20 protein-coding genes are annotated in these 23,147 nt (G+C 56.7%); 9 read left to right on the top strand and 11 right to left on the bottom strand.

What is annotated here, in order from left to right:
• The first annotated feature begins 2 nt into the window (after nucleotides 1-2).
• From phoR to lplT, 3 genes are all read left to right on the top strand, one after another.
• Complete coding sequence (phoR, locus tag AMM41_RS05515) at nucleotides 3-1,352, top strand: phosphate regulon sensor histidine kinase PhoR (RefSeq protein ID WP_089954152.1); 1,350 nt, start codon at nucleotides 3-5, stop codon at nucleotides 1,350-1,352.
• A 758-nt stretch (nucleotides 1,353-2,110) separates the two neighbouring features.
• Nucleotides 2,111-3,571, top strand: coding sequence for a UDP-glucose dehydrogenase family protein (locus AMM41_RS05510; RefSeq protein ID WP_089954150.1), 1,461 nt, complete (start codon nucleotides 2,111-2,113; stop codon nucleotides 3,569-3,571).
• Complete coding sequence (gene lplT, locus AMM41_RS05505; protein WP_089954146.1) at nucleotides 3,564-4,790, top strand: lysophospholipid transporter LplT; 1,227 nt, start codon at nucleotides 3,564-3,566, stop codon at nucleotides 4,788-4,790. The genes AMM41_RS05510 and lplT overlap by 8 nt, the downstream gene beginning before the upstream one ends.
• A 1-nt stretch (nucleotide 4,791) precedes the next feature.
• Here lplT and AMM41_RS05500 read toward each other — a convergent pair whose 3' ends face one another.
• Complete coding sequence (locus AMM41_RS05500; protein ID WP_089954143.1) at nucleotides 4,792-5,994, bottom strand: glycosyltransferase family 4 protein; 1,203 nt, start codon at nucleotides 5,992-5,994, stop codon at nucleotides 4,792-4,794.
• 146 nt (nucleotides 5,995-6,140) lie between these two features.
• On the opposite strand from AMM41_RS05500, the gene AMM41_RS05495 reads away from it, so the two are divergent.
• Nucleotides 6,141-6,749: a hypothetical protein gene (locus tag AMM41_RS05495; protein ID WP_089954137.1), complete on the top strand. Its 609-nt coding sequence runs from the start codon at nucleotides 6,141-6,143 to the stop codon at nucleotides 6,747-6,749.
• 44 nt (nucleotides 6,750-6,793) lie between these two features.
• On the opposite strand, the gene AMM41_RS05490 is transcribed toward AMM41_RS05495, so the two are convergent.
• Complete coding sequence (locus AMM41_RS05490; RefSeq protein ID WP_228769112.1) at nucleotides 6,794-8,425, bottom strand: aminotransferase class III-fold pyridoxal phosphate-dependent enzyme; 1,632 nt, start codon at nucleotides 8,423-8,425, stop codon at nucleotides 6,794-6,796.
• Nucleotides 8,426-8,478: 53 nt separating this feature from the next.
• Between AMM41_RS05490 and asd the strand changes: the two genes are divergently transcribed.
• Nucleotides 8,479-9,357 (top strand): archaetidylserine decarboxylase, encoded by an 879-nt coding sequence (asd, locus tag AMM41_RS05485; RefSeq protein WP_228769111.1) that lies wholly within the window; start codon nucleotides 8,479-8,481, stop codon nucleotides 9,355-9,357.
• A 16-nt stretch (nucleotides 9,358-9,373) separates the two neighbouring features.
• On the opposite strand, the gene ppk2 is transcribed toward asd, so the two are convergent.
• Nucleotides 9,374-10,282, bottom strand: coding sequence for a polyphosphate kinase 2 (gene ppk2, locus AMM41_RS05480; RefSeq protein WP_089954129.1), 909 nt, complete (start codon nucleotides 10,280-10,282; stop codon nucleotides 9,374-9,376).
• A gap of 149 nt (nucleotides 10,283-10,431) precedes the next feature.
• Between ppk2 and AMM41_RS05475 the strand changes: the two genes are divergently transcribed.
• Nucleotides 10,432-11,529 (top strand): magnesium transporter CorA family protein, encoded by a 1,098-nt coding sequence (locus AMM41_RS05475; protein ID WP_089955240.1) that lies wholly within the window; start codon nucleotides 10,432-10,434, stop codon nucleotides 11,527-11,529.
• Here AMM41_RS05475 and AMM41_RS05470 read toward each other — a convergent pair.
• The 5 genes from AMM41_RS05470 to trxA form a co-directional block, all read right to left on the bottom strand.
• Nucleotides 11,514-12,869: an MATE family efflux transporter gene (locus AMM41_RS05470; RefSeq protein ID WP_089954126.1), complete on the bottom strand. Its 1,356-nt coding sequence runs from the start codon at nucleotides 12,867-12,869 to the stop codon at nucleotides 11,514-11,516. The two genes, AMM41_RS05475 and AMM41_RS05470, sit on opposite strands and share 16 nt — an antisense overlap.
• 4 nt (nucleotides 12,870-12,873) lie before the next feature.
• Entirely contained in the window at nucleotides 12,874-14,628 is a 1,755-nt protein-coding gene (locus tag AMM41_RS05465) for a hypothetical protein (protein ID WP_089954123.1), read from the bottom strand.
• Between the two features lie 140 nt (nucleotides 14,629-14,768).
• Nucleotides 14,769-15,032, bottom strand: a complete 264-nt coding sequence (locus AMM41_RS05460; protein ID WP_019425345.1) for a type B 50S ribosomal protein L31 — start codon at nucleotides 15,030-15,032, stop codon at nucleotides 14,769-14,771.
• 85 nt (nucleotides 15,033-15,117) lie between these two features.
• Entirely contained in the window at nucleotides 15,118-16,380 is a 1,263-nt protein-coding gene (gene rho, locus AMM41_RS05455) for a transcription termination factor Rho (protein ID WP_089954120.1), read from the bottom strand.
• Between the two features lie 250 nt (nucleotides 16,381-16,630).
• Nucleotides 16,631-16,963 carry a thioredoxin TrxA gene (gene trxA / locus AMM41_RS05450; protein ID WP_089954116.1) on the bottom strand — a complete coding sequence of 111 codons (333 nt, stop codon included), beginning with the start codon at nucleotides 16,961-16,963 and terminating at the stop codon, nucleotides 16,631-16,633.
• 101 nt (nucleotides 16,964-17,064) lie between these two features.
• Between trxA and AMM41_RS05445 the strand changes: the two genes are divergently transcribed.
• The 3 genes from AMM41_RS05445 (at nucleotide 17,065) to AMM41_RS05435 (ending at nucleotide 21,179) form a co-directional block, all read left to right on the top strand.
• Nucleotides 17,065-18,390 carry a TIGR03862 family flavoprotein gene (locus AMM41_RS05445; protein WP_089955236.1) on the top strand — a complete coding sequence of 442 codons (1,326 nt, stop codon included), beginning with the start codon at nucleotides 17,065-17,067 and terminating at the stop codon, nucleotides 18,388-18,390.
• A gap of 68 nt (nucleotides 18,391-18,458) precedes the next feature.
• Nucleotides 18,459-18,752 carry a hypothetical protein gene (locus AMM41_RS05440; protein ID WP_089954113.1) on the top strand — a complete coding sequence of 98 codons (294 nt, stop codon included), beginning with the start codon at nucleotides 18,459-18,461 and terminating at the stop codon, nucleotides 18,750-18,752.
• A gap of 189 nt (nucleotides 18,753-18,941) precedes the next feature.
• Nucleotides 18,942-21,179 (top strand): ATP-binding protein, encoded by a 2,238-nt coding sequence (locus AMM41_RS05435; protein WP_089954106.1) that lies wholly within the window; start codon nucleotides 18,942-18,944, stop codon nucleotides 21,177-21,179.
• Here the strand turns inward: AMM41_RS05435 and AMM41_RS05430 are convergent.
• From AMM41_RS05430 to AMM41_RS05420, 3 genes are read right to left on the bottom strand one after another with little or no spacing between them, the layout of a single operon-like run.
• Nucleotides 21,138-21,821 (bottom strand): response regulator, encoded by a 684-nt coding sequence (locus AMM41_RS05430; protein ID WP_089954102.1) that lies wholly within the window; start codon nucleotides 21,819-21,821, stop codon nucleotides 21,138-21,140. The two genes, AMM41_RS05435 and AMM41_RS05430, sit on opposite strands and share 42 nt — an antisense overlap.
• A 27-nt stretch (nucleotides 21,822-21,848) precedes the next feature.
• Nucleotides 21,849-22,676 (bottom strand): peptidylprolyl isomerase, encoded by an 828-nt coding sequence (locus AMM41_RS05425; RefSeq protein ID WP_108377330.1) that lies wholly within the window; start codon nucleotides 22,674-22,676, stop codon nucleotides 21,849-21,851.
• Nucleotides 22,677-22,699: 23 nt separating this feature from the next.
• Nucleotides 22,700-23,137, bottom strand: a complete 438-nt coding sequence (locus tag AMM41_RS05420) for a hypothetical protein (RefSeq protein ID WP_089954093.1) — start codon at nucleotides 23,135-23,137, stop codon at nucleotides 22,700-22,702.
• Nucleotides 23,138-23,147: the final 10 nt, after the last annotated feature.

The following is a 23,147-nucleotide window of genomic DNA, read 5'->3' as shown; positions in this document are numbered from 1 at the left end:
TGATGCTGATTTCTGTCATTGAACTTTTGGCCCTGTTGGGTCTGTTGGTCACACCGGTTTGGTTTTTTGGAGGACTGACTTGGGCACTGTGCATGGCGGTGTTGGTGCTGCTCGGCGTGGTGTTCGTGCAGATTTGGAAAGCCGAGCGTTTGGAGTTGTGGTTGTCTCGACCCAACTGGCGTGATGAGTTGGCGTGGGGCGGTGTTTGGGGTGAGATTGTTCAACGCATTCAACGCCAACTGCGTCAACACGACAAACAACTGCGCACCAGTGAACAGCGCTTGCAGTACTTTTTGCAAGCCATTCAGGCCTCACCCAATGGGGTGACTTTGCTGGACAACGAAGGGCGCATCGAATGGTGCAATGCCACGGCCTCTAACCACTTGGGGCTCGATGCCAAGCGCGATGTGCAGCAGCACATCGTTCATTTGCTGCGCGACCCGACTTTTTCCAAGTACTTCGCGCAGGAAGAGCATGACAGTGAAGTCATCATCGACGGTCGCTCGTCATCCTTGACGCAAATGCCCAAGCTGTCGATTCAGTTGCACCAATACGGCGAAGGTCAGCACTTGCTCTTGAGCCGAGACATCACCTTGGTCAGCTTGGCCGATGCCATGCGGCGTGATTTTGTGGCCAATGTGTCCCATGAAATTCGCACACCCCTGACAGTCTTGAGCGGTTTTGTTGAGACACTCATGACCATTCCCTTGGCCCCGGATGAACAGCAAACGTATTTGCAATTGATGTCTGTGCAGGCCTCACGCATGCAAAGTCTGGTGGCTGATTTGCTGACTTTGTCGCAACTCGAAGGCAGTTTGCCTCCAGGAACCCACGAGACGGTGTCTCTGAGTGATCTGATGTCGCAAGTGGCTTGTGATGCGGCCTCTTTGTCGGCTGTTTTGTCTGGCCAGGAGGGTGATGAACGAGGACCCGTGCACGAACTTGACTTCAGCAAACCCATTGAGTGGAATTTGCTGGGCGTGCGCACAGAACTTTTCAGCGCGGTGTCCAATTTGGTGAGCAATGGCGTGCGCTACACGCCGGCCGGTGGGCGTGTGAGTGCAGGCTGGTTCAGGGTGCCGGATGGTGTGGTGTTTCGTGTCACCGACACGGGTCCTGGCATTGCCGCTGAGCATTTGCCAAGGCTTTCTGAGCGCTTTTACAGGGTTGACCGCAGCCGCTCACGCGAGACCGGTGGCACCGGCTTGGGCTTGGCCATTGCCAAGCATGTGGCGCAACGGCATGGCGGTGAATTGCGCATTGAAAGTCAATTGGGCAAGGGCTCGACCTTCATGTTGTTTTTCCCGGCCAGTCGGGTTGTGGCATTGACTGCTTTGGATCCGGTTCGGTGATGTTTGCAGCAACGCTTTTTGGGTGAATCGGTGCCATTGCCGCGATCAAGCCTCGCAGACCACCCAAAATCGCCCCGAGGGCGGGGCTCCCACAAAATGCAGAAAGCCCCCTGTAGGAGCGACGCCCCCGTCGCGATCAAGCCTCGCAGACCACCACCCATCGCCCCGAGGGCGGGGCTCCTACAAAATGCAGGCAGCCCCCTGTAGGAGCGACGCCCCCGTCGCGATCAGCCTCGCAGACCACCACCGATCGCCCCGAGGGCGGGGCTCCTACAAAATGCAGGCAGCTTCTTGTAGGAGCGACGCCCCCGTCGCGATCAGGCCTCGCAGACCACAACAAATCGCCCCGAGGGCGGGGCTCCTACAAAATGCAGGAAGCCCCCTGTAGGAGCGACGCCCCCGTCGCGATCAGCCTCGCAGACCACCACCGATCGCCCCGAGGGCAGGGCTCCCACAAAATGCAGGCACCCCCCTGTAGGAGCGACGCCCCCGTCGCGATCAGGCATCGCAAACCACCCAGAATCGCCCCGAGGGCGGGGCTCCTACAAAATGCAGGCAGCCCCCTGTAGGAGCGACGCCCTCGTCGCGATCAAGTCTTGCAGACCTTCACCCATCACCCAAGCAGCGGGCCTCGTGCACTGATCGCAGGGCCGTTCAATCAGTGAAACTAGCCCTGCGCTTTGTCATTCAAAAGACGCAAAACTGACTTTGACGTTTCACGCTGTGTGTCAATCATCTCCCCCATAGGAGGTGCTGCAATGCGAGTCACGGTCATCGGTTCGGGTTATGTGGGTTTGGTCACTGGGGGGTGCCTCTCGGACCTGGGTTTCAAAGTGGTATGTTTGGACAAGGATGCTGAGAAAATCCGCACCCTGCAAGAGGGCGATGTGCCCATTTTTGAGCCCGGCCTCAAAGCCTTGCTGAACAAAAATCAAGCCGATGGGCGCATCCGTTTCACCAGCGATGCTGTGGATGCCATTGACCATGGGGATGTGCTGTTCATCGCTGTGGGCACACCACCATCTGAAGACGGTTCTGCCGATTTGGGTCATGTGCTGTCGGTCGCGTCCATGGTGGGGCGTCACTTGAAAAGTTTCAAATTGGTGGTCAACAAATCTACCGTGCCCGTAGGCACGGCTGACCAAGTTCGTTCAGCGATTGCGCATGAGCTGACGCAGCGCGGCATGCCACACGACCTGTTCGACGTGGTGTCCAATCCTGAGTTCCTCAAAGAAGGTGCGGCCATTGACGATTTCATGCGGCCAGACCGGATTGTGGTCGGTTTGGATGAGGGTCCCCACCATGCCCGCAGCCAGCGCATGATGGGCGATTTGTATGCCAGTTTTAACCGCCACCATGCCCGCACGGTGTGGATGGATGTGCGCAGCGCTGAATTGACCAAATACGCTGCCAACGCGATGCTGGCAGCCCGCATTTCATTCATGAACGAGATTGCCAATTTGGCCGATGAGTTGGGCGCCGATGTGGACCAGATCCGACGCGGCATGGGGGCTGATGAACGCATTGGTTACGGCTTTTTGTATGCCGGGTGTGGCTATGGGGGAAGTTGTTTTCCAAAAGACACACAGGCTTTGGTCAGCACCGCCAAGTTGCATGGCCATGACATGGCCGTGGTCAGTGCGACAGAAAGTGTCAATGAACGTCAGAAACGGATTTTGGTGGATCGCCTGGTGCAGCATGCGGGCGAGGATTTGTCGGGTCTGAAAATTGCATTGTGGGGCTTGGCCTTCAAGCCCAACACCGATGACATGCGCGAAGCGCCCAGCCGGGTGGTGATTCGCGAATTGTTGATGCGGGGCGCACAGGTCACCGCTTATGACCCTGTGGCCAGCATCGAAGCCATGAAGGCGCTGCGCGAGGACTTTGCGCAAGACCCCGAACTGCTCCAACGTTTCGAAATTGTTCCAAGCGATCTGCAGGCTTTGCAAGGAGCCGATGCTTTGTTGGTTTTGACCGAGTGGAAGAATTTTCACAACCCTGACTTTGAAGCCATGAAGGCACTCATGCGAACGCCTTTTATTGTGGATGGCCGCAACCTTTACAACCCACAGGCTTTGCTGGCATTGGGCATGGCCTACCAAGGGGTGGGCCGTCGCAATGCCTTGGTTCAAGGTCTGAGGTTTGATCGCAGTCAGGCACCTCTTTTCAAGCCCATGCTTGAGAACCCACCGCCGTCCTGCACGACAGTGCATGCCTAAAGGTTTTTTCTTTTTGATCCTGGCGCAATTTGCCAGCGGCCTGGCTGACAACGCCTTCATGATCTTGGGGGTGTATTTTTTGCATGAGCAAGGCTATCCACCTTGGTGGGCTCCCTTGCTCAAGTTTTCATTCACCTTGGCGTATGTGTTGTTGGCTGCGATAGCGGGTCCGTTGGCCGATGCTTTTCCCAAAAGCCGGTTGATGGCCGCCATGAACGCATTGAAACTGGTGGGTGTGATTTTGTTGGTTTCGGGTGTGCATCCCCTTTATGCTTTTGCATTGACGGGATTGGCCGCAGCCTTGTATGCACCCGCCAAGTACGGTTGGGTTTGCGAGACGGTATCGCCACGCTTGCTGGTCAAGGCCAATGCTTGGCTGGAAGTGTCTGTGGTGATGTCGGTGATGCTGGGTGTGGCCTTGGGTGGGGCGATGATCCATGTATACACTTTGGTCGAGGTGCCCGATTTTGTGCCTTTGCACGGATTTGAATCGCCTTTGGGCGTATCGACACAGGTTTGGGGTGCCTTCGCATGGGTGGCTGTGGTGTACGGCATTTCCGCCTTGTTCAACATCGGTGTGGGCACGGCCCAAGTGCAGCCTTGTCAGCCACTGACCTGGTCTGCGATGCGCTGGTCCGCGTTTTGGCATCATCAACGGCAGTTGTGGTCCGACCCTTTGGGAGGCATGTCTTTGTATGTCACCACCTTGTGTTGGGGTGTGGGCGCGGTGCTGCAGTTTGCCGTGCTGGTTTGGGCGCAAAAAAATGCGGGATTGACCTTGCAGCAAGGGGCCTATTTGCAAGCCGTGGTGGCCTTGGGGGTGATGGGTGGGGCAGCCATGGCAGCCGCGACTTGCCAGATTTTCAATGCAAGGCGGGCATTGCCTTGGGGTTGGGTGTTGGCTGCGTTACTGCCCTGCATGGCGCTCACCCAGGTCTTGTGGCTGGCCGTGATCATGCTGCTGTTGGCGGGATGGGCAGGCGGCATGTTGCTGGTGCCCATGAATGCTTTGCTGCAGCACCGGGGGATCAAAATCATGAAGTCGGGGCGCTCGATTGCCGTTCAGGGCTTCAATGAAAACCTGAGTGTGTTGATCATGTTGGGTGCCTACAGCGCACTGCTGGCCTGGGATGTACCCTTGTTGCCCATCATGCTGCTGTTCAGCCTGCCTTTGTTGGCCGCGGTCATGCCGTGGAAAAGCAGGAACCCCAAAACTTGAGTCACACCGGGTTGTGCGCGGTCACAACCGAGCGGAAGATGGTCTCAACCTGGTCGGCAATTTGATGCCAGTCCCAAGGGGCCACGCTGGCGGCCGTGTGTTGTCTCGCTTTGCGCAATGTGGCGCTGCTGCGGGTGATGTCCAACGCTTTCAACACATAGCGCTGCGGGTCTTCACCGGGCACCAGCCACCCATTGTGTTCGTGCCGGATGAGTTCTGTGGCAGCTGCACAGTCAAAAGCCAAAACGGGCGTGCCACTGGCCAGTGCTTCCAGCGTCACATTGCCAAATGTCTCGGTCAGGCTGGGGAATAAAAACAAATCTGAACTGGCGTAAGCCACGGCCAACTGCGCATGACTGCACATGCCCATGAACACCGCCTCCGGGCAGTCGATTTGAAGTTTCGCACGGTAAGGGCCATCGCCCGCAAAAATCATTTTGACTTTTCGGCCACTTTGCTTGAGCGACTGGTAAGTGTTCACAATCAGGTCCAGGTTCTTTTCTGCAGCCAACCGACCCACCGACAGCAGGACCACCGTGTCGTCTTGCACTTGCCATGCAGCCCTTTGTGCCATGCTGCGCTGACCCGGGTGAAACACCAGTGTGTCGACACCCCGCGCCACAACACTCAAATTCTCGAAACCCGATGCCGCCAGTTGCGCCTGCAAGGCCATGGTGGGCACCATGGTGCACAGGGTGCGGTTGTGGAACTTCCGCAAATAAGACACGATGGGTTTGCTCAACCAACCCACGCCGTAGTGCCTGCTGTAACTGTGAAAGTTGGTTCTGAAATCCGAGGTCACGGGCAGTCGCAACACCTTGGCTGCTCGAAGGGCTGACCATCCCAAAGGGCCTTCTGTGGCGATGTGCACCAGGTCGGGCCGTTTGATGGTCCACGCCTTGATCAGCTGCTTTTTGCTGGGAAATCCCAATTTGAGCTGTGGGTAGTGCGGGATGGGCAAACCGCGCAACAAAATTTCAGACCAAGCTGTTTGCTGTGAAGCGGTGTCATGCTTGTCCTGCCGGGGGCGAATGAGTTGGATGGTGTGTTGACGTTGACTCAACTGCACGATCAGCTTGGACAGCGTCAGTGCCACGCCATTGACTTCGGGTGGCCAGGTTTCGGTGACCACAGCAATTCGCAATGCCGAATTTTCGGGCTCAAAGTTTTCCACCAGCAAGTGTTCGGTCGATGCATGTTCCATGAACCCATGTTGCCGTGTTGATTTAACAACTTGATGACAAACAAGCGGGTGCTTTTGAGCGGAGATCTAGGCCTTGGTGTGAGGGCATGTCACTGTTTTTTCACATGACTTCTTCATGATACGAACACCACTTTTGGAGGTTTTGTGTGAAAGATTTTTTTGAAGCTTTGCGGATTCAGCGCTGGGACGATCACCGTTATTACCACCACTGCCGCATCAACCAGTCCTTGCATTTTCTAAGTGCCATGGCGTTTGTGGTGGCCTATGTCCTGTTGTTCATTGACCCTCCCTTGGCGGCCTTGTTGGCTTGGCTGGTGTCCATGACATCACGACAAGCAGGCCATTTCTTTTTTGAACCCTTGGGCTATGACGAAGTGAATCAAGCGACACAGGCGTTCAAAGAAGACATCAAGGTCGGCTACAACCTCCGGCGCAAGGTGGTCTTGCTCAGTGTCTGGGCACTTTTGCCTTTGATGATTTTCTTGAATCCCGGTCTTTTTGGCCTCTTGCCAATGCATGAAGATTTTTATGGCTTTTTGCGTGCGGTGGGATATGCCTGGTTGTATTTGGGCGCAGGTGCTTTGCTGTTTCGCACTTTGCATTTGTTTATTTTGCAAGACGCCCAAACTGGGCTGGTCTGGATGACCAAAATCCTGACCGATCCATTTCACGACATTTACCTCTACCACAAAGCACCTTTGCACTTGCTGCGAGGCCAACGCTTTGCGCATCAGGATGCTCAGGTCAGCCGCTGATTCAGCACACCCGTCAGCTTCACATGACTGACGGGTGCAAGCTTTCAGCGTTTGAAGGTCTCTTTCAAAATGCGGCGGCGGATCGATCGGTTGGTGAGCTGATCATCTTGCCACCACCAACCGTCTTGTTGCATTTGTCGAGCTGCCCGCACAAACCGCTCCAGCACAGCTTCAAAGTCGGCATCACTGTAGTTGAGGCTGAAGATCAAGCGACCCGTGCCCACCCAGCTCAGTGCCAAACCTTCAAGCCTGAGGTAGTACTGCAGCATCCAGTTGTAGCGACTCGCCTGGGTGTAAAACAAGGTCCAGACACTGGACATGTTGGCTGCTTGCAAGGGCAAGCCATGTTCTTGCATGGTTGCGTTGAAGTGCTGTGCACGCGCATTCCAAAGCGCATCGACACCTTGGTAGATGGCTTGAATTTCAGGCGTTTCGAGTTGGTCCAGAAAGGCCGACATGGCCCCCATCACCACCGGGTGTGCGTTGAAGGTGCCGCGTGCAAAACAAATGTCGGCGGGTCGTTTTTCATCAAATCGGCGCATCCATGGGTGCTGCCCACACACCACACCCACCGGAAAGCCACCCCCCAGTGTTTTGCCATAAGTGACCATGTCGGCCTTGACGCCAAAGTAGGCTTGTGCACCACCGGCGGCCAGGCGAAAGCCCAAAAACACCTCGTCAAAAATCAGCACAATGCCTTTGTCGGTACACACTTGCCGCAAGGCTTTGAGCCAGGTGGTGTAAGCCTCTCGGTCATAGGCGGCGCGTCGGCTGCTGTCCACCAAGGTCGAATCTCCAGGTGCATTGGCGTTGGTGTGCAGCGCCTGCAATGGGTTGATCAACACACATGCGATGTCTTTGCGGCTTCGCAGCACCGCCAAACTGCGCTCGTTCATGTCGCTCAGGGTGTAAGTCTCACGCGGTGGCATGGGGTTGCCTGGCCCGGGTTGGACATCTTCCCACCAGCCATGGTAGGCACCGCAAAAGCGCACGATGTATGGGCGGCCTGTGTGGTAGCGGGCCAGTCGCACCGCTTGCATCACGGCCTCGGTGCCCGACATGTGGAACGACACCTCGTCCAGGCCCGAAATGGCTTTGAGGCGTTGTGCATTGCTGGCCACCACGGGGTGGTAAGAGCCCAGCACTGGCCCCAAGGCCTGTGTTTTGGCCAGACCATCGGCCATGGTTTTTTTGTAAAAGTCGGCACCGAACACATTGACGCCATACGAGCCGGTCAAATCGTAAAACACCTGTCCGTCCAGGTCGGTCACTTGAACGCCTTGGGCCGACTCCAAAAACGAACCCACTTTCAGATGCTTTTGCACCATGGGGCTGAATTGAAAGGGCACCCGGTAGGCCGTGATGAATTGCATATCCGAGATGTTGTCTCGGGCACTGACCGTGGCGGCAATGCTCTGGCTGTGCCGTGTTTGAAGGGTTTGCGCCAAGGCCATGAAGGCCGCCCGTCGCAGGGCCTGGATGTCGGCAGGTGCGCCATCGCAGCCAAAAAAAGTGCTCTCGTCAAAGCTGTAGCCGGGCAGCCAACGGGCCAGGCGTTTGGCCATGCGCGAGTGGCCGGCCAAAGAGCGGTGTTTGGCTCTGGAAAGCTGTATGCGCCGTCGAAGCGCAGGAGCCCAAGCAGCCAGCAATCCCAAACTGATCCAAGTGGAGTTCACAGTCAATTTCCTTGTGTCAATGAAATTTCTTTTTATTCAATTTGAGTGACAACATGATGAAGATTCGCAAGCTGTTCCAACAAACACTGCTGCAAGAGGACTTGAATTTCTTGCTCACCAACCGCATTCCACGCATCGCTTTGACCCATTTCATGGGGCGCTGGAGTCAGATCAAAAACCCATTCGTGGTCAAGGCTTCCATGGCCGTTTGGCGCTGGTTCAGTGACCTTGATTTAAGTGAAGCCAAGCAGCAAAAATTTGACAGCCTGCACGCTTGTTTTACCCGTGAGCTCAAGCCCGGCTTGCGGCCTGTGGACCCTGATCCAAAAGTCTTGACTTCACCTTGTGACGCCATCGTGGGGGCTTGTGGCGTCATCACCGAGGGACAAGTTTTTCAGGCCAAAGGTTTTCCTTACCGCTTGCAAACCTTGTTGGGCGATGGTGCTGCGTGCCGTGATTGGCCCGAGGCACTGGAAGGCGGCAAGTTCCTGACCTTGCGCTTGACCAGCAGCATGTACCACCGATTCCATGCGCCGCACCATGTGCAACTTCAGCATGTGACCTACATCTCGGGTGACACCTGGAACGTCAATCCAGTGGCGCTGAAGCGGGTGGCACAACTGTTTTGCAAAAACGAACGGGCCGTGCTGCACATGCTGGCCCAATCGGGTGAGCCATTTTTGATCGTGCCCGTTGCCGCAGTGTTGGTGGCGAGCATGCGCTTGCATGCGGTCGATGTGCTGTTGAATTTGCGCTACAAAGGCCCCAACGAAATCCCTTGTCAAGCCGACTATGCCAAAGGCCAGGAGATGGGCTGGTTCGAGCACGGCTCCACCATTTTGGTGTTTGTGCCGGCCGGTTTTGATTGGGCCGATGGGCTCACCCCGGGCATGCGCATCAAAATGGGTGAACCCTTGTTGACCAAGGCTTGAGCTGTTTGAGCAGGTGTCAGTACTTTTCGGGCACCACCATGTCTTCGGGAACCGGGTGGCGAATGTAGTCCGGGTTGCGCACACGCCCGGGCAGCATGACCTGGGGGTGTTCCACCTCGTGGTAGGGCACTTGGCTCAGCAGGTGGTCGATGCAGTTGAGGCGGGCTTTTTTCTTGTCCACGGCTTGCACCACCCACCACGGGGCCTGCGGAATATGTGTGCGCTCGATCATGGTCTCTTTGGCGCGGGTGTAGTCTTCCCAGCGGCGGCGGCTTTCCAGATCCATGGGGCTGAGTTTCCATTGTTTCAGCGGGTCATGGATGCGGCCTAAAAATCGTGCATGCTGTTCGTCATCGGTGATGGAAAACCAATACTTCACCAGCTGAATGCCGCTGCGCACCAGCATTTTTTCAAACTCGGGCACCGAGCGAAAGAACTCTTCGTATTCTTCATCGTTGCAAAACCCCATGACCCGCTCCACACCGGCCCGGTTGTACCAGCTGCGGTCAAACAGCACGATTTCACCCGCTGCAGGCAGGTGCGAGATGTAACGCTGAAAGTACCACTGTGTTTTTTCGCGGTCGTTGGGGGCGGGCAGGGCGGCCACGCGGCACACCCGGGGGTTCAGGCGTTGCGTGATCCGTTTGATCACGCCGCCTTTGCCTGCAGCGTCCCGACCTTCAAACAAGATCACCATGCGGTGGCCGGTTTTGACCACCCAGTCTTGCAGCATCACCAATTCGGATTGCAGGCGTAAAAGCTCGCGAAAGTAGCGGGTTCGTTCGCTGCTGGCCAAAGGGTTTCCCCCCGATTGCTCGCCCCAGCGGTCGTCGAGTTCCAACTCCAACTCTTCATCGAGGCTGTCCAACAGGTCTTCGCGCAGTTGACGCATTTGTGATTCTTGAATGGACTCGTCTTTGCTCATGGGGTGGCCCAAAGTATTTGAAACTTTCAATATCACCCAAGCTCGTGAATGTTTGATGACGGTTTGGCGTCATTTCTGTCATGACACTTTCATGACGCTGTCCAACAATGCCAAGCCATGCGACAGAGGGTCTGTGGCAAGGAATGAACATGCGCGTTTTCACCATGGCCTCGCACGAGGTGCACGAGTCCAACACCATCCCCGCAACTTTGCCAACACAGGGTTTTGTGTGGATGGCTTTTTCTAGACGCGAATTCGAATTGTTGCAAGGCCAGCTTCAAAAAACGGTGGTGGATTGCTTGGGCGTCAGCCTGCATGAGTTGCATGTGCAAGACCTCTTGAACAACCAACTGCCTTCGCATTACGACTACACCGCGGATTACGACTTGTTGGTGTTCAGGCGATTGGCCAGAGGGCGAACTGAAACCGATTTGTCCAAACCGGGGGTCATCTTGCACCAGGAGAACACCATGGGTGGACCGGGTATTTTGAGAAAGATAGACACCAGTCCCGTGGCTTTTTTGTGGCTCGATCGCTTGGTGATTTCTGTGCACCCGGTGGACTGTGCAGTGCTCTCGCACTTTGCAGCCCGATTGTTGACGGCCAGCAGCTTGCCCCCCGCACAAGCGGCACACCGTTTGCCTGCCAATCCCGCTGACTTGATGCTGCGCATGGTCAGCCATGTGGTCGATGCTTACCTGGATTTGCGTCGCGAACTCACGCGCCAACTGGACCACTGGCAGGCCCGTTTGCTGGACCCGCATGCACATTTCAACGACTGGTCGGCCTTGCTCAATGCGCGTTTGAGCCTGCACTACCTTGAGGAAGTGTGCGAGGACCAACGCGCCGCCATTCAGGATTGGATTGCCGCGTTGAGCTCATGGCCAGAAGATCTGCAGTACCCCACCCAAAGTCTCGAGATGTTGAAGGTCAGAAGTCGCGATGTGCTGGAACACATTGAGCGCGTGGTCCACCATGTGGGGCGACTGGAGCAAAGTGCCGAAACCGCTGTTCAGATGCACTTCAATGTGCAAAGCAACCGCACCAACGAGGTCATGCGAACCTTGACGGTGTTGACGGCCATTTTTTTGCCATTGAACTTGATCACCGGGTTTTTCGGCATGAATTTTGAAAACTTTCCTGCGCTGCATGCCGAAGGTGGGGTGTGGTGGACCGAGGTGCTCATGATCGCTGTGGCACTGACTTTGGCCTGGGTTTTTCGGCGTCAGCGTTACATCGGGCGATGAGGGGCACGCGCCACACGCCACACCAAGCCCCCAAACAGCACCGAGACGGTGGCCAAGGCCATGGTGCTGGTGATCCAGAAGGTGTCTACTGAAGGGCGAGGGGTCCAGCTCAGGCCCAGGGCGGAGTCCTGATAGGCCCAAAGGTAGCCTCCCATGAGTCCTGCACCCCAGAGCAAGGCGGTGTAGATGACCAAGGGTGCCACGGTGATGCGGTAGCAACGCAGCAAAAACACGCTGGTGGCCTGCACCGCGTCGGCCAGATGGTAGAGGGCCACCCAGCCCAGCCACACCGTTGCAGTTTGTGCCACCACAGGGTCGGTGGTGAAGGCGTGCGCAATCGCGTCCCGCCCCGCCAGCAATGCGCCAGCGCACACCAAGGCGGCCCCCACCGTCAGCCCCAGCCCCAAATAGGTGGCCCGCCGTGCTTTGCCTGCTTGTTGGGCGCCCAGCCAATAACCGGTGCGGGCGCTGCTGGCAATGCCCAAGGCCAACGGCACCATGTACAACACCGAGGCCAGGCTGGCCGCAATTTGGTGGCCTGCCGAAGCCACAGCGCCGAGTCGGGCCACGAACAGCGCCATCATGGTGAACGAGGTGACCTCCACCATGACCGTCAGACCAGCAGGAATGCCCAGCTGCAAATAGCGTTTCAACAGGGGCCACTGCGGCACTTCGATCCGTTGCCACAAGCCATATGGCTGGTAAATGTCCTGGGTGCGCAGCAGCCAAAGACCTGTGAGCATCATCAAGCTGTTGACCACCAAGGTCGCCCAGGCACAGCCCACCACCCCCAGACCAGGCCATGGGCCAAGGCCAAAAGTGAACACCAGCGACAAAGGAATTTTGACCCACAAGGCCCCTGCTTGCAGCCAGGTGACCAAGCGCGGCAAACCCAAACTTTGGTTCAAGGTGCTGTACATCCTGAACAGCAAAGAGGGCACCAAAGCGATGGCCAAAATCCGCAAATACGAACGCACATCGGGCCACAACTCCAAGGGCACTTGTGTCCAAGACAACCAAGGGTCCGGGAACCACAGCCCGGCCATGCCCGTCAAAGTGGCCAAGGCGGTGATGTACAAAGCCTGCCGAAATGAACGGCCCAGCTCGCGGGTTTTGCCTGCACCGTGCAACTCGGACCACACGGGCAGCAGGGCCTGCAACAGGCCATTGAGGGCCACATAAATGCTGATGTAAATGGACGATGCCAGGGACAAGACCGCCAAGGCTTGTGGGCTGTAGCGCCCAGCAATCACCGTGTCGGCCACGCCAAAAGACATGACCGCCAGTTGCCCCACCAACACGGTGCCGGCGTGCCGTGCGATGGTCTTGAATTCGGACATGGCTTCAGTCTTGTGGTGCGCTGGTCTGCAACGCAGGGTCAAGACGTGGGACTTGAGGTGGCGCTGAAGCACGGTAGATCAAGATGTGTTCATCCTTATCGGCCGGTCTTTGGGCTTTGGCATGTTGAACCCAACCCAAGCGCTCCATTTTGTCTGCCATCAAGGGCAGGTTTTTCTCGTCAATGATCAACCAGGGGCAGCTGGCCGTGGGTGCTCGCATTGCCTCCAGCTTGAATTGGCCATGGAACAGGAATGCTGTGCCTTGCGCCTTGCTCAGACCGGCATATTGCAAACAGTGGGACTCGCCCGTGATGGATGTCACTTTTTCAACCAAAGGGGCATAGCTGCGGGCGTAGTTCAGCAAAGGCAGCCACAGTGTCATCAGCAAAAACCAGCACAACACCGCTCCACCCGCTGGCAAGGCCATGATTTTCCAAATGGCAGCGCGGTGGTGACCAATGCGCCAATGGACCAACCAGGCCCAGGTTCCCGTGGCCAACAAGGCCATGCTGAAGGTGACCCCAGAAAACGCATTCACAAAACCGGGTGCCAATTTGGCCACGTTGGCGGCAGGGGTTGCAGGAAAGCCCGTTTGCATGGCCACCCAAACGACCCAGATGGCCAAGGCGCAAAACGAAAAAAACAACAAGGTGAACCAGTCGATCAAAGCCCCCCAACTGCGCCGGAGTGTGGGCAATGCAAACGCAGCCAGGCAGGCAATGGCAGGCAGGGCGACCAGCAATGCACGGTCGGTCAAACCCGTCAACCAGGTTGCCGTGATGGTCACCGCCACAAACCACAAGGGCAGGGCCAGGTGGGGGTGCCGCCAACCACGGGCCAATTGCCCACGCCAACGCCACAAGGACCAAATCGCCAAAGGCCAGGCCGGCCAAGTGAACCACAGCAAAAGCTTGGCCAAAATGTGCACATCGACCATGTTGTGCGCCACCACGCGCCAACGCCACAAGTCCAAGACCCCAGCGGTCGTGATGCACAACAGGCAGATCAAGGCCAGCAAACCCAAATCCAGCACCCGCATGCGTTGTTGTGTCGGATCTGCTTGCGCCGCTGCACGCAGGACTGAACCCCCAATCCCCAAGAACAAGGCCAAGCTGGGAGCGCCAGACAGCGTCAAGCCCAACATGCCCACGCCCATGGCCACACCACTGGCCAAGCGGTAACGCGGCAAAGTAGACAAGGCCACAAAGATCAAGGCGGCACAACACAGCTGGCTCAAGGCCGGTGTGGTTTCATGGGCCAGACGGGCCAAACCCAGGCAGGCCAACAAGGCCAGCAAACCCCCATCGGCCAAAGCTCGCGCGTAATCTGTGGGCTTGGCCTCACCTCCAAAAGCAAAAGCCACCGGTTGTGCTGCAGGGGCTCTGGCCAAGGCATACACCGCGTACCAAGTGGCCGCCAAGGTCAGGCCCAGCATGGCGACAAAAGGCAGGCGTGCAAACACATCCTCCCAGCCGGCAGGGGCCCAACGCAAAAAACTGGCCCCCAACCAATAAGGCAGCAAGGCCAGTTGCGGGTCGGTTTGGCCCAGCAAGGTGGGTTTGAACCAAGAAGTGGCTTCGCCCATGGCCGGTTGAACCAATTGAAGCATGTACCCAAAGGCCTCAATGTCTTGGGCTTTCCATGGCGTGCGCCCCAAAAAACCAGGCAGCACATAAGCGGCGCACAGCAACAGCAAGGCCAGGCGCGGCAATCTGCGCACGGCACTTTGTGCAACGATGGCGGGGGTGGTGTGGTTCACGTCTGAATCAAGATATCAGGGATGGGGCGGTGGGACTGTCACCTGTGACATGCCCATGGGCAAGTTGGGCGCTGTGGATCACCCAACAAAAAGGGCAGGCCGGTTGCCCGGACTGCCCTTTGTGGGACAAGCCAATTGAATTACTTGGCGATGGTGGTGGTTTTGCCGAAACGGTTGCGGAATTTCTCCACGCGGCCGCCCATGTTGTCCACCGACTTTTGTGTGCCTGTGTAGAAGGGGTGCGACTCACTGGTCGTATCCAGCTTGTACCAAGGCAACTCGCGGCCGTCTTCCATTTTGATCATCTCTTTGGTGTTAGCGCATGAACGGGTCACGAACTTGAAACCATTGGACATGTCTTGGAAGCAAACTTCACGGTAGTTGGGGTGAATGCCGTCTTTCATGGGGAAATCCTTTTACTTTCGCTACGGTAGCCACACTTCAGCCTATCTGAGTGCACTTTCCGCAAAACTTGTCGATTATAGGGTATCAACCGCCGCGTCGCATCATGTCGAAGAACTCGGAGTTGTTCTTGGTGGCTTTCATGCTCTTCAAGACCATCTCCATCGCTTCGATTTCGTCCATGTTGTACATGAACTGGCGCAAGATGCGGGTTTTTTGCAGCACTTCGGGTTGCAGCAGCAGCTCTTCGCGGCGGGTGCCACTGCGGTTCAGGTTGATGGCCGGGAACACGCGCTTTTCATACAGGCGGCGCTCGAGGTGAATCTCGCAGTTGCCGGTGCCCTTGAATTCTTCAAAAATCACCTCGTCCATGCGGCTGCCGGTGTCGACCAATGCAGTGGCGATGATGGTCAAGCTGCCGCCTTCTTCCACATTGCGGGCCGCGCCAAAGAAGCGCTTGGGGCGCTGCAGGGCGTTGGCATCCACACCACCCGACAGCACTTTGCCCGAGGAAGGCACCACGTTGTTGTAGGCGCGGGCCAGACGGGTGATCGAGTCGAGCAAGATCACCACGTCTTTTTTCAGCTCGACCAAGCGCTTGGCACGTTCAATCACCATTTCGGCCACGTGCACATGGCGCGAAGCGGGTTCGTCAAAGGTCGAAGAGATCACTTCGCCGCGCACGCTGCGTTGCATCTCGGTCACTTCTTCCGGGCGCTCGTCCACCAGCAGCACCATCAGGTGCACATCGGGGTAGTTGGCGGTGATGGCGTGGGCGATCTGCTGCATCATCACCGTCTTGCCCGATTTGGGCTGGGCCACGATCAGGGCGCGTTGGCCACGGCCGAGCGGGGCGATGATGTCGATCACGCGGGCGGTGATGTTTTCTTCGCCCCTGATGTCACGCTCCAGACGCATCTGCTCTTTGGGAAACAGCGGCGTCAGGTTTTCAAACATGACTTTGTGTTTGTTGTTCTCGGGCAGGTCGTCGTTGACCTTGTCCAGTTTGGTCAGTGCAAAGTAGCGCTCGCCGTCTTTGGGGATGCGCACTTCGCCTTCAATCATGTCGCCGGTGTGCAGGTTAAAGCGGCGCACTTGGCTGGGGCTGATGTAGATGTCGTCGGTACTGGCCGTGTAGCTCGAGTCGGGACTGCGCAAGAAGCCAAAACCGTCGGGCAATATCTCGAGCACACCATCGGCAAAGACCTGTTCACCAGCTTTAGCGCGTTTTTTGATGATGGCAAACATCAGCTCCTGTTTGCGCATGCGACCGGTGTTCTCGATTTCGAGTGTGTCGGCTTGCTTCAGGAGTTCGGACACATGAAGTGCCTTGAGTTCGTTCAAATGCATGGGAATGGGCCTGTGGCGAATCGGTCGATTGGAGACCGTTTTTCGGGGTAACCGGGTGGAAATGTTCAGAGCCAAAAACTGCCCAGGGGTTGGGGGCTGGAATTTTCGACAATCAAGGCGCTGGTCCCTGTTCGGGATGCCTGTGAGAAATTATGACAGGTTTTAAGGCCCGTCCAAAAACAAAAAAACCGGGCCCATGGGGCCCGGTGAGGTCTCAACCAGATGAACAAGGGGCTTGGCCCCTGCAGCATCAGGCCAATTGTTGGTCGATGAAAGCGGTCAACTGAGACTTGCTCATGGCACCCACTTTGGTGGCGGCAAGTTGACCGTCTTTGAAAATCATGAGGGTTGGAATGCCCCGAATGCCGAACTTGGCTGGCACATCGCGGTTGTCGTCCACATTCATCTTGGCGATTTGGAGCTTGCCCTCGTAGGCGCTGGCCACTTCGTCAAGGATGGGGGCAATCATTTTGCATGGACCGCACCATTCGGCCCAAAAGTCGACCACCACGGGCTGGCTCGACTGGAGCACGTCAGCTTCGAAAGTGGCGTCGGTGGTGTGTTTGATCAAATCGCTGGCCATGGCCTTTTCCTTGTGAACATTGAGATGCGGATAAAGTTAAGCCTATTTTGACAGAAACATGACGCCTTCGCCCAACAGTGCTGCGTTCTTTGATCCCCACCATGACTCCCACAGTGCCCACATCCCAGCCAGTCGATTTTCCTGTATTGCAAACCGAGGTGGCCATTGTGGGCGGTGGCCCCGCGGGTTTGATGGCGGCCGAGGTTTTGTCCCAGGCTGGCGTGTCTGTGCACTTGTTTGACGCCATGCCCTCTGTGGGGCGTAAATTTTTGTTGGCAGGTCGAGGGGGCTTGAACCTGACCCATTCCGAACCTTTTGAACTGTTTCGCACCCGTTTTGGTGCACGTCAAAACGAGATTGCAACTTGGCTCCAACACACCGATGCCCAAGCGGTACGTGATTGGGCAAAAGGTTTGGGCGTAGACACTTTTGTGGGCACCTCCGGGCGGGTTTTTCCAGCCGAAATGAAGGCCGCTCCGCTCTTGCGTGCCTGGTTGCACCGCTTGCGCCACCCCACTTGCGGTGTGCCTGTTCAATTTCACATGCGCCACCACTGGCGTGGCTGGCAGGACCACTGCATGGTTTTTCACCGCCAAACCGATGCGCAAACGGTGCAAGTGCAGGCCCAAGCCACCCTGTTGGCTTTAGGAGGGGCCAGTTGGCCACGGCTGGGGTCCGACGGCGCTTGGGTCCCTGTGATGCAAGATCAAGGTGTTGAGGTGGCTGATTTGCAGCCTGCCAACTGCGGTTTTGATGTGCTGGGGCGCGAAGGACAAGGGTGGACTCGGCATTTTGTGGATAAATTTGCCGGCCATCCTCTCAAATCGGTGGCCTTGACGGTGCAGGGGGGCGGTGACGCATCGACGGCCGACCGGTTTTCGCGCCGAGGTGAGTTCGTCATCACCCAAACCGGTGTGGAGGGCAGCTTGGTTTATGCCGCTTCGGTTTGGCTGCGTGACGACCTGTTGGCCAGTGGGCACGCCCAATTGATGTTGGATCTTTTGCCTGACAAAACTTTGGCACAAGTCGAAAAAGAGGTTTCATGGCCGCGTGGCAGTCGCAGCCTGAGCAGTCACCTCAAAAGCCGCTTGGGTCTGGATGGCGTCAAAATGGGTTTGCTTCATGAACTGTGCCCGCCTGAGGTGCTGCAACAGTCTGGTGCGTTGGCTGCACACATCAAAGCACTGCCGGTGGTGCTCAAAAGCCCTCGACCCGTGGCCGAGGCCATCAGCACCGCAGGCGGGGTCAAATGGTCATCCTTGGGGGCTGATTTGCGGCTCAATGCCCGACCTGATGTGTATTGCGCAGGTGAAATGCTGGACTGGGAGGCCCCCACGGGGGGTTATTTGTTGACCGCCTGTTTGGCCAGTGGGGTTCAGGCTGCCCATGGGATTTTGTCGAATTCAGTCACAAAAAAACACAAATGATGTATTCCAACCGGGTCTGCACCGCGTTATGCAAGGGTGAATAACTTCATCCCAAGAACGAGGTCGACATGACGTCAGCAGTTACCAAGGAATACCAGTGTGCCGTTGAAGAGGCAGCCAACGCTTTCATGAAGGTGATGGCTTTGCGCGGATTCAATGTGCGCGACTATCCGCAAAACTTTGTGGCCCAAATGGCCAAAAGCACCCGCTTGGATTTCGAGGTCAGCCGTGCGGGGCCTCACGCCCATGCCGATGCTTTGGTTTCTGAATTGCTCAGCACAGCGCCTTTGGCCCCCAAGCTCGTGGCAGTGTCCAAAGACCCCAAAATGGCATTCCCTTCTTTGCGCCGCCGTCTGGCCTAAAGCCGGTCCAGCACGGAACAGCGTGCAACCGTCCGCAGGGGCTGCGGCGGTAGATCCCTCCAAGGGTGTCCTTTCTTCCAAGCTCAGGCTTTTTGCAGCAGACCTGTCCACCGCGTGATGGGAAAGCAGCAAGGCTTTAACATGGTGAGCATGGAATCCCCCTTTCAAACTCGGCCGTGTGCCCCAGTCATGTCAAGACTTGGGGCAGCCTTCAAGACTTTGGTTTTCGGCTTGTGGCTGTTGTTGGGCCTTTCCTCGTCGCCAGCCATGGGGGCCACACAGCAAGAATGGTTCATCGACCAAGCGTTCCTCACGGGAATGTCCTTGCCGCGTCGTGTGGTGTTGCCCCATGTTCTGGCCCCTGAGGATTTTTCGCCATCGGGCAGTCGGGTTTTGTACAAACTGAGTCTGGACTTGCCTGAAGCCCCTCAAGGGCCATTGGCCATCCTCATTCCCAAGCTCAGCCTCTCCGGTTCGGTCTACATCAATGGCGCTTTTGTCAACAGTTGTGGGCAAGGGCCATTGGAGGCACTGCGTTGTTTGCACACGCCCCTCTTTTTGACCACCCCCGCCAGCGTTTGGCGTGCCGGTGACAACACGATCGAGGTTGAAATCTATGCAAGCGCCCGACAGGTGAGTGGTTTGTCATCCGTCCGGGTCGGTGAGGTCGATCGCTTATTCGACCAAAAATTTCGTGTCAATCAATGGCTCAAAACCGAATTTCTGGTGGCGCTTTTTTGGGTGAGCGCTGTGTTCGGGTTTTTGTCTTTGACGGTGTATTTCATTTTGAGCAAAGAACTGGCTTACCTGTGGTTCAGCTTGGGTTGTCTGGCGCACATGTTGGGTTTGCTCAACATGACGGTCACTCGACCATGGATCAACATCGAAGTGTTTGCCTGGCTTGTGGTGTCCTCGCGGTTTTTCGCGACACCCATGGCCTTGCTCACCATGTTGTCCTTGTTTGGCAAGTTGCGCACCTGGATGGTGGTGGCCATGTTGGGTTTTTCCATCACGGGCACATTGCTGATGGCGTTCACATCGGTGAACCGGCCCTTGATTGCCTTGTTGTTCATCGTCTTTTTGATCATTGGATTCGCCTTGATGACGCTGTCCATTTTTTGGGCATTTCAGTCACGCAGCCCCATCAAAATTTTCACCAGTTCCATGGCCATGCTCTTGGTGTTCGCTGGCGTTTTGGATTGGCGTCGTTTTGCGGGGTCCTCCAATTTCGAAGGAACCTATTTGTTTCCTTATGTGTACAGCGCCATGCTGCTCACCTTGGGCACGGTGCTCATTCGCAGTTTGGCCACCTCCTTGCGTCAATCCCGCGTGGACCGGGCGCAGCTCGAGCGCAGGGCCGCCGAGCGCATGGCCTATGAGATCACTGAAAACATTCCCGTGGGGACTTACACCCTGGTGTTCAAGCCGGGTGAGGCCCAAGGTCGTTTCATTTTTGTGAGCCAACGCTTCATTGAGTTGACCGGCCTGAACCGCCAGGATTTGTTGAACGACCCCAATGTGTTTGCAGAAATCCTGCATGAAAAAGCTTTGCCCGAGTGGGAGGCGTTCATTGGTAACTCCTCGAGTAAACGGGTGTTCACACCCAAGGAGTGGCCGATTTTTCCTCTGGGTCGTGAAATGCGTTGGGTCAACAGCGAGGCTGTGTCCAGAACCTTGCCTGACGGATCCCTCCTTTTTGAAGGTGTGTTGTTTGACCGGACCGATGTGGTCAAGGCCAAAGCAGAGTCGGACCGCATTCGAAACCAATTGCAGTTGCGGCAAATCGAACAATCGCGCACCAAGGAACGCGAGCAACTGCTTCGGGACATGCACGATGGTTTTGGATCTCAGTTGGCCGGTGTGCGCATGATGGCCGAAAAAGGCCGCATTCGGCCGGAAGAGTTTCCCGAGTTCTTGCGTGAAATCACCGCCGACCTGCACCTCGTGGTGGACACCTTGGGTCAGATCAACATCACCTTGCAAGAGGCCTTGGTGGACATGCACCACCGACTTGAGCGGCGCTTTGCCAGCAACGGTCCGCAATTGCAGTGGGATGTTCAGCTCAAGGACTTGCCCCCCTTGGCCCCGCGCAAAATTTTGCAAGCGCTGCGTCTGGTCCAAGAAGCCTTGAACAACGCCTACAAACATGCACATGCCCAACATGTGTATTTTTCAGCTCACTTTGATGCCCAGATAGACCAGCTGACCCTGTCGGTGCGTGACGATGGACGAGGGCTCATGCCACCCATGGACCGGGGCCGGGGCATCAGCAATATGCGCTACCGTGCGCGAGAAATGGGCGGAGTGTTTGTATTGATCGAGCACCACCCCGGGGTGGAGGTTTTGCTGCGCGTGCCCCGTGTGTCTGAGCAGCACCGGATTGATTCAAATGAGCTTGTAGCTGATGGCCATGTTGACCGCCTGTGATTGTGAATTGACGTTCAGTTTTCTGTAAAGGCTGCGCACATTCGATTGCACGGTCGACAAGGTCACGCCCATGCTGTCGGCCACCTTGTCATACGTCAACCCTTGGGCCAGCAATTGCAGGGTTTCATGCTCTCTGGGCGAGAGTTTGATGTCTTTGCGCTCGGGTGCTTTTTCTCCCGCCGCTGAGAGTTGCTTGAACAAAAAACGGGCCAGTCGGGGGCTCAAAGGATAGACCCCCTGCAGCACTTGCTGAATGCCTTCGGTGATTTCCGAAATGGACTCGTCTTTCAAGATGTAACCATTGGCGCCAGCCTCGATGGCGGTGAGCACCGCAGACTCTGATGCCACCACCGAGATCACCACAATGGGCATGTCCGCAAAGCGTTCGCGGCAAGTGCGAATCACTTCAATGCCACTCACATCGGGCAATCCCAAATCCACCAACACCAAGTCAACGGCTTTGATTTGATGCTCGATCCAATCTTTGGCCACCAAGCCCTCGCTGAATTCGGTAACCTGCCAATCGTCGGGCAGGCCCTGCATGGCATCGGTGATTTGTTCGGCAAACAGGTGGTTGTCTTCCACCAGCAAGAGCTGCCTTGTGATGCCGTCTGGAACGCTGTTGTGTGCTGAGGTGATCATCCATAGATGATACAAAACATGAGGGCCTTATTTGATGGATGCTTTTTGCCTCAATTCGCCCAATTTGAGTGCCAACGTTTTTTGCGCGAGCAACTCCAGCAGCTGCGGCCGGATTTTGTCCAGAGGTGGGGGGGTGACAGGTCGCGTGGCCTGCAAGTTCAGCACATGCCAGCCCAGGGCTGTGCGCACAGGCTCAGACCACAGTTGCTGCGCGGCCATTTGGCGGATGGCCTGCGCCACTTCGGGCACCAGTTGCTGGATGCCCACCCAGCCCACCAAGCCGCCTTGGGCCTTGCTGTCTGGATCGATTGAAAATTCGGCAGCCAAGGTTGCCAGCGCCTCGCCTTTTTGAATGCGCGAGATCAGGCGCTTGGCCAAGTCTTGGTCGTTCACCACGATGTGGGCAATCAGCATTTCTTGTGAGCCCCATTGCGCCAATTGCGCTTGGTACTCTTGTTGCACGGCGGCGTCGCTGATGGGGTTTTCTGCCAAGACTTTTTGCTGCCACAAACGGACCAAAGCGCCTTGGCTGGCCAGTGCCATTTGGGCCTGCACCAAGGGATTTTTGTCCAAGCCCTGGGCCCGTGCATCTTGTGCCATCAAAGCCTGGTGAATCAGGTCATCGCGCACGGTTTCGCGCAAAGCCGGGCTGCTGGGCGTGCCTTTGGCCATGGCCTCGCGAAACAGCACTTCGGCCAAGGCCGTGGGCTGCGCTTGCTCATTGACCCACACAAAAGGTTGCGCCAAAGCTTGTTGAACTTCGGGCGGAGTTTGGGCCATCACATGGCCGCTGCACACAGCCAGCAGGGCCAAAGCCCAGGGCGTGCGGCGCTGCTTTGAAAAAGGGTGAATCATCGTGCGAGGCTTCGGAGAGGGCATCAATATTTGGCAGAAAAGAAAGTCACTTTGAGGGGCGTTTTGTACGGTGTGGCCGGAGCTCCCAGCGTGGGATAAAACCAGGTGGTGGCTTGCAGCGGATTGTCATGCAACATGTACAGCCCGCCATCGACTTCAATCACCGCGCCGTCTTGTGTGCTGAAACGCAAAGCCCTGGAGGCTTGGTAGTAGACCCCACGCTCATCTGCAAATTTGGCTCGGTAAGGTGCATCCGGCAAGTTCAAAAAAACACCGGGCGAAACCGTGTGCCGGTGCGCATCGTCCAGCGCCAACCAAGAGCCTTGGGCATAGCCCCCGCGAACGCTGCCCAGCTCTTGCAAGTGGCCGCAGCTGCTCAAGGACAAGGCCAGCACCACGGCCGCGAGCGCCGACGAGCGCAGACCCAAGCTGCGCAAAAGGGGAGGTTGTTGAAGCATCATGACAAGGTCT

Source organism: Limnohabitans sp. 2KL-3, assembly GCF_001269405.1.
Lineage (GTDB): Bacteria > Pseudomonadota > Gammaproteobacteria > Burkholderiales > Burkholderiaceae_C > Limnohabitans_A.
This window is presented reverse-complemented; position numbering and strand designations above follow the sequence as displayed.

Bases quoted from the DNA above. Each gene is read 5' to 3' on its own strand.
- AMM41_RS05430 (WP_089954102.1), bottom strand. From the start codon at position 21,821: ATGATCACCTCAGCACACAACAGCGTTCCAGACGGCATCACAAGGCAG.
- AMM41_RS05460 (WP_019425345.1), bottom strand. From the start codon at position 15,032: ATGAAAGACGGCATTCACCCCAACTACCGTGAAGTTTGCTTCCAAGAC.
- rho (WP_089954120.1), bottom strand. From the start codon at position 16,380: ATGCATTTGAACGAACTCAAGGCACTTCATGTGTCCGAACTCCTGAAG.
- ppk2 (WP_089954129.1), bottom strand. From the start codon at position 10,282: ATGAGCAAAGACGAGTCCATTCAAGAATCACAAATGCGTCAACTGCGC.
- phoR (WP_089954152.1), top strand. From the start codon at position 3: ATGCTGATTTCTGTCATTGAACTTTTGGCCCTGTTGGGTCTGTTGGTC.
- lplT (WP_089954146.1), top strand. From the start codon at position 3,564: ATGCCTAAAGGTTTTTTCTTTTTGATCCTGGCGCAATTTGCCAGCGGC.
- AMM41_RS05440 (WP_089954113.1), top strand. From the start codon at position 18,459: ATGACGTCAGCAGTTACCAAGGAATACCAGTGTGCCGTTGAAGAGGCA.
- AMM41_RS05510 (WP_089954150.1), top strand. From the start codon at position 2,111: ATGCGAGTCACGGTCATCGGTTCGGGTTATGTGGGTTTGGTCACTGGG.
- AMM41_RS05470 (WP_089954126.1), bottom strand. From the start codon at position 12,869: ATGTCCGAATTCAAGACCATCGCACGGCACGCCGGCACCGTGTTGGTG.
- AMM41_RS05435 (WP_089954106.1), top strand. From the start codon at position 18,942: ATGTCAAGACTTGGGGCAGCCTTCAAGACTTTGGTTTTCGGCTTGTGG.
- AMM41_RS05445 (WP_089955236.1), top strand. From the start codon at position 17,065: ATGACTCCCACAGTGCCCACATCCCAGCCAGTCGATTTTCCTGTATTG.
- AMM41_RS05500 (WP_089954143.1), bottom strand. From the start codon at position 5,994: ATGGAACATGCATCGACCGAACACTTGCTGGTGGAAAACTTTGAGCCC.
- AMM41_RS05420 (WP_089954093.1), bottom strand. From the start codon at position 23,137: ATGATGCTTCAACAACCTCCCCTTTTGCGCAGCTTGGGTCTGCGCTCG.
- trxA (WP_089954116.1), bottom strand. From the start codon at position 16,963: ATGGCCAGCGATTTGATCAAACACACCACCGACGCCACTTTCGAAGCT.
- asd (WP_228769111.1), top strand. From the start codon at position 8,479: ATGATGAAGATTCGCAAGCTGTTCCAACAAACACTGCTGCAAGAGGAC.
- AMM41_RS05475 (WP_089955240.1), top strand. From the start codon at position 10,432: ATGCGCGTTTTCACCATGGCCTCGCACGAGGTGCACGAGTCCAACACC.
- AMM41_RS05425 (WP_108377330.1), bottom strand. From the start codon at position 22,676: ATGATTCACCCTTTTTCAAAGCAGCGCCGCACGCCCTGGGCTTTGGCC.